Origin of the sequence: Oscillibacter sp. CAG:155 (assembly GCA_000436875.1) — a bacterium.
In the GTDB taxonomy this organism is placed as follows: Bacteria; Bacillota; Clostridia; order Oscillospirales; family Oscillospiraceae; genus Oscillibacter.
The window spans coordinates 99,587-108,157 of record FR890955.1 but is presented as its reverse complement, the minus strand read 5'-3'; the positions used below and the strand labels follow the sequence as shown (position 1 = coordinate 108,157).

Below are 8,571 nucleotides of genomic sequence, written 5' to 3'. Positions count from 1 at the left end.
TGGATGAGGTGTTCCAAGCGGACGGCCCTCACTCATGGGTCATCTCTTTTCTCTCGGAGGGCGCCTGCCGCCAAAGCGGCAGCAAGCTGGTCACTCCAGCAGTGGAGCGCCCCGCCGGAAAGCGCAGCGGTTTATTCAGCAGCGACTTTGCCGCAGCGCTAACCACCACTGCGGACGGTGTTTCCTGGCCCGGAAAGTTCCGTGGGATGGCGGGTCTCCAAAAAAAGGACAACCAGACCGATTACTATCTCTTTCACGCCGTTTTTAACTCCAATAACGGCACCAGTTCAGGATTTCCCAGGACAATCCAGGATCAAACCGTCACCGTCACTCTGGAAGGGCTGACCTGCTTTACCACCATTCGGGAGTAAACGGGACTTTTCTTTCAAAAGCAGAAGTTTTCTCTCAAAACCTGTTGACAAATCAAATTTCCACTGATATACTTGTTAAGCCGCTTTGAATGGGTCTAAAGTGTCTCTTTCGAGACCGCCCCCGACAGCGAGCCCGTAGTGAAGGAGTTGAAACAAACAATGAACGCAATCATCGTGACCGGCGGCAAGCAGTACAAGGTGGCCGAGGGCGACGTGGTCTACATCGAGAAGCTGGACCAGGAAGCCGGCGACACCGTCAAGTTCGACCAGGTACTGGCTGTCATCGACGGCGAGAAGGCCACTTTCGGCACCCCCGTTGTGGAGGGCGCTTCCGTGGAGGCCAAGATCGTCAAGAACGGCAAGGGCAAGAAGATCCGCATCTTCAAGTACAATGCCAAGAAGGGTTACCGCAAGCGTCAGGGCCATCGCCAGCCTTACACCAAGGTTGAGATCGCCAAGATCTCTGTCTGAGCATGACCACTGTCACGTTTCGCATGGAGGGTGACCGGATCACCGGTTTTGATTCCCAGGGCCACAGCGGTTACGCCGAGTCCGGTTCGGACATCGTCTGCGCCGCCATCACCAGCGCTATCCGTCTGGTGGAGGCCACCGTCAACGACGTGCTGGGTCTTGCGGCATCCGTAAAGATCCGGGAGGAATCGGCAGCCATCTCTCTGCGGCTCCCCGGTGGGCTTGACCCCACAGCCGAAAGCACCTGTCAGACATTGATGACGGGACTGATGGTCTATTTTGCCCAGCTCCATGACGAGTACCCCGACAATATCGAAGTTCTGGAGGACGATTGAGCTCCTCCCCATCTAAAATCTTTCAGAAAGGATGGTCCGTATCATGATTCGTATTGGTCTTCAGTTCTTCGCCCACAAAAAGGGCGGCGGCTCCACCAAGAACGGCCGTGACTCCGAGTCCAAGCGCCTGGGTCCCAAGCGCGCCGACGGTCAGTTCGTCCAGGCTGGCAACATTCTGGTTCGCCAGCGCGGCACCCACATTCACCCCGGCGTGAACGTGGGCAAGGGCAGCGACGACACGCTGTTCGCCACCGTCAGCGGCACGGTTCGCTTTGAGCGGCTGGGCAAGGATCGCAAGCAGGTTTCTGTTTACGAGGCTGAGTAAAGGACACGAGAAAGCTCCGGACGTTTTGTCCGGAGCTTTTTTACGTACACTTCCCTCCCGGCGCTCTTGACGCCATTTCCCTTTTTGGCTAGAATAGAGAAAATCGGGAACCGTAACAACAATGACGACACGAGAGGTACAAGATGGCAACATCATTCATCGATAAGGCCCGCATCACCGTCAAGGCGGGCAACGGCGGCAACGGCGTGGTAGCCTTCCACCGGGAGAAATATGTGGCCGCCGGCGGTCCGGACGGCGGTGACGGCGGCCGGGGCGGCTCCATCATTTTGCAGGTGGACGATAATATGTCCACCCTGATGGACTTCCGCTACAAGCGCAAATACGTGGCCGGCAACGGCATGGACGGCCAGGGTGCCCGCCGCAGCGGCAAGGACGGCGCAGATCTTGTGATCCGGGTCCCCCGGGGCACGCTGGTCCGGGATGCCGAGAGCGGCGAGATCATCAAGGACATGAGCGACAAGGAGCCTTTTGTCCTCTGCAAGGGCGGCCGGGGCGGCTGGGGCAACATGCACTTCGCCACCCCCACCCGTCAGGTGCCCCGCTTCGCCAAGGCGGGACTGCCCGGCGAGAGCCACGACGTCATCCTGGAACTCAAGCTGCTGGCGGACGTGGGCCTCATCGGCTTCCCCAACGTGGGCAAGTCCACCCTGCTCTCCGTGGTCTCCAAGGCCCAGCCCAAGATCGCCAACTACCACTTCACCACTCTCTACCCCAACCTGGGTGTGGTATACGTGGATGAGGGCGTCAGCTTTGTCATGGCAGACATCCCCGGCATCATCGAAGGCGCCAGTGAGGGCGCTGGCCTGGGCCACGATTTCCTGCGGCACGTGGACCGCTGCCGCCTGCTGGTGCATGTTGTGGACGTGTCCGGCAGCGAGGGACGGGACCCGGTGGCGGACTTTGACGCCATCAATGCCGAGCTCAAGCAGTACAGCCCGGACCTTGCAGAGCGGCCCCAGATCGTGGCGGCCAATAAGGTGGACATTCTGGAGGACCCCTCCAATCTGGAGCGGCTCCGGTCTCACGTGGAGTCCCTGGGCTACACCCTCTATGAGATCTCCGCTGCGGCCCACCAGGGTACCCGGGAGCTGGTGAAAAAAGTGGCGGAGATGCTCTCCGTCCTGCCGCCGGTGACTGTCTACGAGCCGGAGTACGTCCCCAAGCCTCCGGTGATCGACACCTCCGCCCCCCTGGACATCCAGCGTGCCGACGACGGCACCTGGCTGGTGGAAGGTCCCTGGCTCCAGCGGCTCATGGGCAACGTCAACTTCAGCGATTACGAAAGCCGCATGTGGTTCGACAAGGCCCTGCGGGAATCCGGTCTCTTCCAGCGCCTGGAGGAGATGGGCATCCAGGACGGCGACACCGTCTCCATGTACGACTTTGAATTCGAATACCAGCGCTGACACAAGGCGGCAGGCCAATGGCCCGCCGCCTTTTTACGCCGGAGATGCCGTCTCCAGTATCCTTTTTCCGTATCAACGATTCCGGCCTTCTCTCGGAGCCGGTGCCGCTGGTCGATCTCTCTTCTCAGATATCCAGAGAGAAGGACGCTTTCATCATCCCATCGTGAGGGCCTTCGGCAAACCACTGAATAATCTCGTCCAGTGCCTGCCGGGACACATAGTCCCCGCCGTGCTGGAACATCTCCACCATCTCCCGGTCCTGTTCCGTGACAGCATCTCCCTTGGCCTGGATTTTTTTCTGGACGGACCGGCCCATGTGGCGCATCAGGAGCTTCTGGATGCCCCGGAGCTTTTCCGGTGCGTAGCCGCCCCGCAGATAGAAGATCCGGGCGCCGTGGTCACTGAATCCCCCGTTGATCTTTGCTTCCGTCCAGAGATCTCCGTTGCCGGTGGGGTTCATGCCCACAATGGCCACGCCCCGGATCACGTACCGCTCAATGGCCGTATCCAGTCCCTTCACGGCCCCGGCCACCAGACAGCCCATGTAGAAGATCTCACTGTGGGCCGGTACCTGCTTGGCGGCCTCTTTGGCAGACCAGGCGGGTACACCGGTGGCCTCCGAGAGCAGTTCAGCGTACCGCTTTGTAAATCCCGTCTGGGATGTATAGACAATGGCTTTCATACAATGTGCTCCTCTCATTTACCTGCCGGGCGGATCGTCCTCCGGCGTTTTCTTCCGTCCCCACTTCCGGCCCGGTTTTTTCTCCGTGCCCTCCTGAATCCCCTCCAGAACCATGCGGAAATTGCTCATGAACAACAGCTTCATAAACGCCAAAAGGCCGTCCCTGGTTTCCTTGTCCAGATCTTTCATGGCCTTTACCATAGCGCCAGCGGCCTTGAAGCTGTCGGATTGTAGGTCCCGCAGCGTCACGGCACCGGAGGCCGAGAGGACGGTAAACAACGCGTCCACAAACCGCTCCCGCTGCTCCACACTCATGCCCTGGACCCAGTTTCTGAGCTTGAGATCACTGAGATGGGCCTGCCGGGTCATCTGGCGCAGCGTTACAAAATGGTCTCCCATCACCTGCCAGGAAAATCCGTCGTGCTGGAGAAATCCCAGCTGGTCGCTGTCCACCACGGCGTAAGACTCCTCGTGCTCCAGCAGCATCCCCACCACCGAGGACTTGGGAACGATGGAAAAGATCCGCTCCTCCAGCCGGCGGTGCTGGGGCAGATCCAGAAGATCCTCATGAAATCCGGGGCCGTCATTGGACCACACCGCAGCGATCCGCCGTTGTACTGCTGCCGGGCAGAATACCCCCGCATACACCGCCAGATTCCCACCCTTGGAGTGGCCTCCCAGACGCAGCTTCCGCCTGGGATACTGCCGGGCAACTTCTCTCAGATACGCCACCGCCTTTTTCTGAGCAGGCACCTCCGGCATACAGGCAAGGTCAAAGTCTTCCTTCCACCCCGCCAGGGTGTCATCGGTTCCCCGGAAAGAGAGATATAAGAGGCCGTCCCCGGTTTCAATGGTCAGCGCGGCGAACTGCTCTCCCTTCCCTACATCCAGGTGATCCACAAAGCAGTTAAGCTTCATGTCCCGAAAGCGGGGCGCGGCGGTCATTTTTCGGAGCATCTCAGGAATCGCATCCGGAACCAGCACCCCCATGTCGATCTTTTCTCCCGCCGGAAAGCGGGCAAAAAAGGCCTCCGCCGCCTGGTTCAGCGGTACACCGCCGCCCTGCCCCGGCGGCGGGACGATCCCCCCGAAGTCTACAAATGACAGCTCCGCCAGAATGAGATTGTCCACTTCATTGAACGGAGACTGCCGCAGCGTCAGGTCTCCCCGCCAGTCCAGATAATCCAGAAGATTCGCCATGGGCCGCCTCCCTCATCAGGCTGTTACTGTTTTATTATATGCAGGATTGCCTCTGCATACAAGATGCCTTTTGATTTTCGGTCTATTTCGGACGGGCCGTTCATAGTCTCTACCATCACGACCGAGAGGTGAGGACATGACGACTCAGACCCGCAACGAAGTGCTGCTGGAGGGGACGCCTCTGGACACTCCGCAGCTCTCCCACGAAAACCATGGTACCCGTTTTTACCGATTCTATCTGGAAGTCCCCCGTCTGTCCGGTACTCCGGACACGCTGCCGGTTCTTCTGCCGGAGGTTTTGCTGCCGCAGATCCCCAGAGAGGGTCCGCTTCAGATCCACGGGCAGCTGCGCTCTTTCAACAACCGCAGCGGCGTAGGAAGCCGGCTGGTATTGACGGTCTACGCACTGGATATACAGCCGGGCACGGGAGAGGCCTGCAACCAGATCTTTCTCACAGGTTCCCTGTGCAAACCGCCGGTCTTCCGGCGAACGCCGCTGGGCCGCAGCATCTGCGATCTGATGCTGGCCGTCAGCCGCCGGTATGGCCGGGCGGATTACTTGCCGGTCATCACCTGGGGACAGCTGGCGGTACAGGCCAGCCGTCTGGAGGTGGGCGACCCCGTGGCGCTGGAAGGACGGGTCCAAAGCCGGATCTACCATAAAGTCACCGAAGAGGGTACCCAGGAGCGGGTCGCCTACGAGGTCTCGGTGATGCATTTGCTGGATACCGATGCACCGGAACCCGAACCGGCACCCCCGCAATTTTGAGCCAGCCGCCTGTCTCACCGAAATATCCCCATGGAGGCGATTTGCCGGAAAATGGAGCGGCTTGCCGCCCTCAGTGCGGCAGAACATTTTCCCAGACTCCAATCCCCCATAAACAGCTGTGCCCCGGGCTTTTGCCCGGGGCATGTGCTTTATTTTGTGGGAAAACCGAATTTTCCCCGCATGGAGAACAAAAAGCGAAGGAATCCCTCCGGATAGGGGATAAAGCAGCCATCCGCCGCCATAGCCTCCGCTTCCTCCAGGGTTGCCCAGCGGACCTGGGCCACCTCTTCCGGCTGGAGGTTCAGTGACGCAAGGTCCAAATCCCGCTCCACCAGGAAGAAGTCATCAAAGCCCTGGGAAAAGTTCACACTCAGCGTGGCCCGCACTCCCGTCAGGTCCAGGGAATACCCCAGTTCCTCCCGGCACTCCCGCTCTGCCGCCATGCGGCTGTCCTCGCCGGCATCCACACCTCCGGCAGCAGACACGTCCCACCGGTCCGGCCAGATCACCTTGCAGGAAGTCCGCTGCTGGATCAACATCCGCCCATCCGGTGCGAAGATGCACACGTGCACCACTGTCCGGTATTCTCCCGGCTTCTTGGGCGCATAGCGCTCTGCCGTCCTTCCAAGGGGAATCCGGTTCTCATCATACAGATCTACCAGTTCCATGCTCTGCTCCTCACTGACGCCGTGCCGTCTCGTAATCATCGCCCCGGCGGTAGAAGGGGCAATCGCCGTTGGCTCTGCGGAGGAACCGCTCCATCTCGTCCTCGTCCAGATCCATCGTGCAGAACCAGGCGTCTATCTCATCATCATAATCATAGTGGACACACTCTTCACAGTTGCCTGCCATTGTTTCACCTCTCACAACAGTACGGCATAGATGCCGTCGATATGCAGCCCCCGGCGGATCACCAGTTCCTCCACCGTGTCCCGGGCCTCCTTGGGCGCCGCCCAGCACATGCCGCATCCGGCGGAGATCGCCCGGGGAACCGGGATCAACCGCCCCGGGACGCCCTCCTCCCGGCAGGCCGCCTCCATAGCCATGGAGGCGGCGGTGGTGGCAAAAGTCACCACGCACTTCTCTGTTTTTTCCCGCATGTCACTGGGCCTCCTCCGCCAAAATGCGGATGGCTTGGGCCGCCGTGTCGGTCTCCTCCTCCGTGCTGGCCCAGCACCAGGAAAACCGCACCGCACCGCACTCCGTCGTGCCCAGCGCCCGGTGGAGCCGGGGCGCGCAGTGGGCTCCTGGCCGGGTGGCGATGTCAAAGCGCTGCGACAATTCATCAGACACCTCGCCGGAGTCCATGCCGCTGATATTCAGCGACACAATGGGGGCCCGCTCCGCCGCAGTCCAGTCTCCGTAGACCGTAACGCCGGGGATGTCCCGCACCGCCTCGTAAAATCGGCGGGAAAGCCCCGCCTCATGGCGGCGGATGGTATCCCAGCCCACCTTGGCACCATAATCCAGCGCAGCGCCCAGCCCTGCCAAGCCATGGCTGTTCAGGGTCCCGGCCTCCAGCCGGGTAGGATAATCCATGGGCTGCGTCTCCGAATAGCTGTGGACCCCGGTGCCGCCTACCAGCAGCGGCCGGATCTCCACCCCCGTCCCCACGCACAGTCCGCCGGTCCCCTGCGGTCCCAGCAGGCTCTTGTGGCCGGTGAAGCACACCACGTCGATCTGCTGGCGCTCCATGTCAATGGAAAACGGTCCCGCCGTCTGGGACGCGTCCAGCACAAAAAGCAGCCCGTGGGCGCGACAGAACGCCCCTACCCGCTCCACATCCAGCACATTGCCGGTGAGATTGGAGCCGTGGGTACAGACCACCACTTTGGTATTGGGCCGCAGCAGACGTTCAAACGCATCATAGTCCAGCCGGCCCTGCCGGTCCGCCGGGACAAAGTCCACCTCCGTCCCCGCCGCCCGCAGGCGGTACAGAGGCCGGAGCACAGAGTTGTGGTCCCAGTCGGTGGCGATCACATGATCCCCCGGCCCCAAAAGGCCGTAAAGCGCCGTATTCAGGGCCTGGGTAGCATTAATGGTGAAGCATACCCGCTCCGGTGCGGGAGCGCCCAGAAGCGAGGCCACCTTTCTCCGCACCCCATAAACGGTCCGAGCCGCTGAAAGGGCCTCCGCATGGGTTCCGCGGCCGCAGTTGCCAAAGCCCTCCATAGCTGCCAGTACCGCCTCTGCCACTCCCGGCGGCTTGGGCCGGGTGGTTGCGGCGTTATCCAGATAGATCACGGCTTGATCACCTTTCCGGCGGAGGCCAGACGCTCCACAATGTCATACATATTGGTAACGCCGCCCACCGCCAGGCGGTCCGTCAGGCCATAGAAGTTCAGGCAGGTCCCGCAGGTCAAAATCTCCACGCCCTGGGCTTCCAGCTTTTTCAGGTCCTCCAGCACCGGAGAGCCCTCCACCGTCAGATGGGCGCCGCCGTTATAAAAGAGGATGGTCTTGGGCAGCTGCGGCAGCTGGCCCACAGCAAACAAAAAGCCCTTCATCAGCGTCCGGCCCAGCTCGTCGCTGCCGCGGCCCATGGTCTCGGTCTCCACCGCCACCAGCAGATCGCCCCGGGCATCCGGAATACAGGCGGGAGCCGGGTCTACCATCGGGGCCTCGCCCTTGGGATCCGTCACTTCCATCCGAACGGCAAATTCCCGCTCGCCCACCTTTTCTGCCTGTACCGGCAGGTGGTTCCCCGCGGCCATGCGGGTGAGGTTCTGGACGGCGATCTCATTGTCCACCCGCACCTCCAACGTTCCCGGCTCTGTCATGGCCCGCAGGGCGTGGGTGGCTTTCACCACCGGAATGGGGCACTGCTCTCCCACTGCGTTGACAAGAATATTTTTCATGGAATGTTCCTCCCCCTGTTTTGTTTTCAGCCGCTCTTCCGGAAAGGGCCGGCATCGTTTTTTCTATTGTACCATAGTCGTTTACTTTTACAAGAGGAAACGCTTTTTTGCAAATCCGCTTCCTTCTCCCGGG

13 protein-coding genes are annotated in these 8,571 nt (G+C 60.7%); 6 read left to right on the top strand and 7 right to left on the bottom strand.

Annotated elements, in window-relative coordinates; genetic code table 11:
* From QZL67_RS10575 to obgE, 5 genes are all read left to right on the top strand, one after another.
* On the top strand, positions 1–371 hold a 371-nt coding region (locus tag QZL67_RS10575), incomplete at its 5' end, for a hypothetical protein (RefSeq protein WP_292920303.1).
* A gap of 159 nt (positions 372–530) precedes the next feature.
* On the top strand, positions 531–842 hold the full coding sequence (gene rplU / locus QZL67_RS10570) for a 50S ribosomal protein L21 (RefSeq protein WP_022290689.1): 312 nt from the start codon (positions 531–533) through the stop codon (positions 840–842).
* 2 nt (positions 843–844) lie between these two features.
* The gene (locus QZL67_RS10565) at positions 845–1,177 is read left to right on the top strand and encodes a ribosomal-processing cysteine protease Prp (RefSeq protein WP_022290688.1); all 333 of its coding nucleotides are present in this window, start codon (positions 845–847) and stop codon (positions 1,175–1,177) included.
* 43 nt (positions 1,178–1,220) lie between these two features.
* Positions 1,221–1,502: a 50S ribosomal protein L27 gene (gene rpmA / locus QZL67_RS10560; RefSeq protein WP_022290687.1), complete on the top strand. Its 282-nt coding sequence runs from the start codon at positions 1,221–1,223 to the stop codon at positions 1,500–1,502.
* A 143-nt stretch (positions 1,503–1,645) separates the two neighbouring features.
* A complete protein-coding gene (gene obgE, locus QZL67_RS10555; RefSeq protein WP_022290686.1) occupies positions 1,646–2,929 on the top strand; it encodes a GTPase ObgE in 1,284 nt (427 codons plus the stop codon).
* A 124-nt stretch (positions 2,930–3,053) separates the two neighbouring features.
* Here obgE and QZL67_RS10550 read toward each other — a convergent pair whose 3' ends face one another.
* A complete protein-coding gene (locus tag QZL67_RS10550; protein ID WP_022290685.1) occupies positions 3,054–3,611 on the bottom strand; it encodes a hypothetical protein in 558 nt (185 codons plus the stop codon).
* Between the two features lie 18 nt (positions 3,612–3,629).
* Positions 3,630–4,811, bottom strand: coding sequence for a DUF2974 domain-containing protein (locus QZL67_RS10545; protein WP_022290684.1), 1,182 nt, complete (start codon positions 4,809–4,811; stop codon positions 3,630–3,632).
* 136 nt (positions 4,812–4,947) lie between these two features.
* Here QZL67_RS10545 and QZL67_RS10540 point away from each other — a divergent pair, with 136 nt between their 5' ends.
* A complete protein-coding gene (locus QZL67_RS10540; protein ID WP_022290683.1) occupies positions 4,948–5,580 on the top strand; it encodes a single-stranded DNA-binding protein in 633 nt (210 codons plus the stop codon).
* A 149-nt stretch (positions 5,581–5,729) separates the two neighbouring features.
* Here QZL67_RS10540 and QZL67_RS10535 read toward each other — a convergent pair whose 3' ends face one another.
* From QZL67_RS10535 to yedF, 5 genes are read right to left on the bottom strand one after another with little or no spacing between them, the layout of a single operon-like run.
* Entirely contained in the window at positions 5,730–6,248 is a 519-nt protein-coding gene (locus tag QZL67_RS10535; RefSeq protein ID WP_022290682.1) for an NUDIX domain-containing protein, read from the bottom strand.
* Positions 6,249–6,258: 10 nt separating this feature from the next.
* Positions 6,259–6,432, bottom strand: coding sequence for a DUF6472 family protein (locus QZL67_RS10530; RefSeq protein WP_022290681.1), 174 nt, complete (start codon positions 6,430–6,432; stop codon positions 6,259–6,261).
* A gap of 11 nt (positions 6,433–6,443) precedes the next feature.
* Positions 6,444–6,680, bottom strand: a complete 237-nt coding sequence (locus QZL67_RS10525; RefSeq protein ID WP_022290680.1) for a DUF3343 domain-containing protein — start codon at positions 6,678–6,680, stop codon at positions 6,444–6,446.
* Position 6,681: 1 nt separating this feature from the next.
* Entirely contained in the window at positions 6,682–7,824 is a 1,143-nt protein-coding gene (locus tag QZL67_RS10520; RefSeq protein ID WP_022290679.1) for an aminotransferase class V-fold PLP-dependent enzyme, read from the bottom strand.
* Entirely contained in the window at positions 7,821–8,438 is a 618-nt protein-coding gene (yedF, locus tag QZL67_RS10515) for a sulfurtransferase-like selenium metabolism protein YedF (RefSeq protein WP_022290678.1), read from the bottom strand. The genes QZL67_RS10520 and yedF overlap by 4 nt, the downstream gene beginning before the upstream one ends.
* Positions 8,439–8,571: the final 133 nt, after the last annotated feature.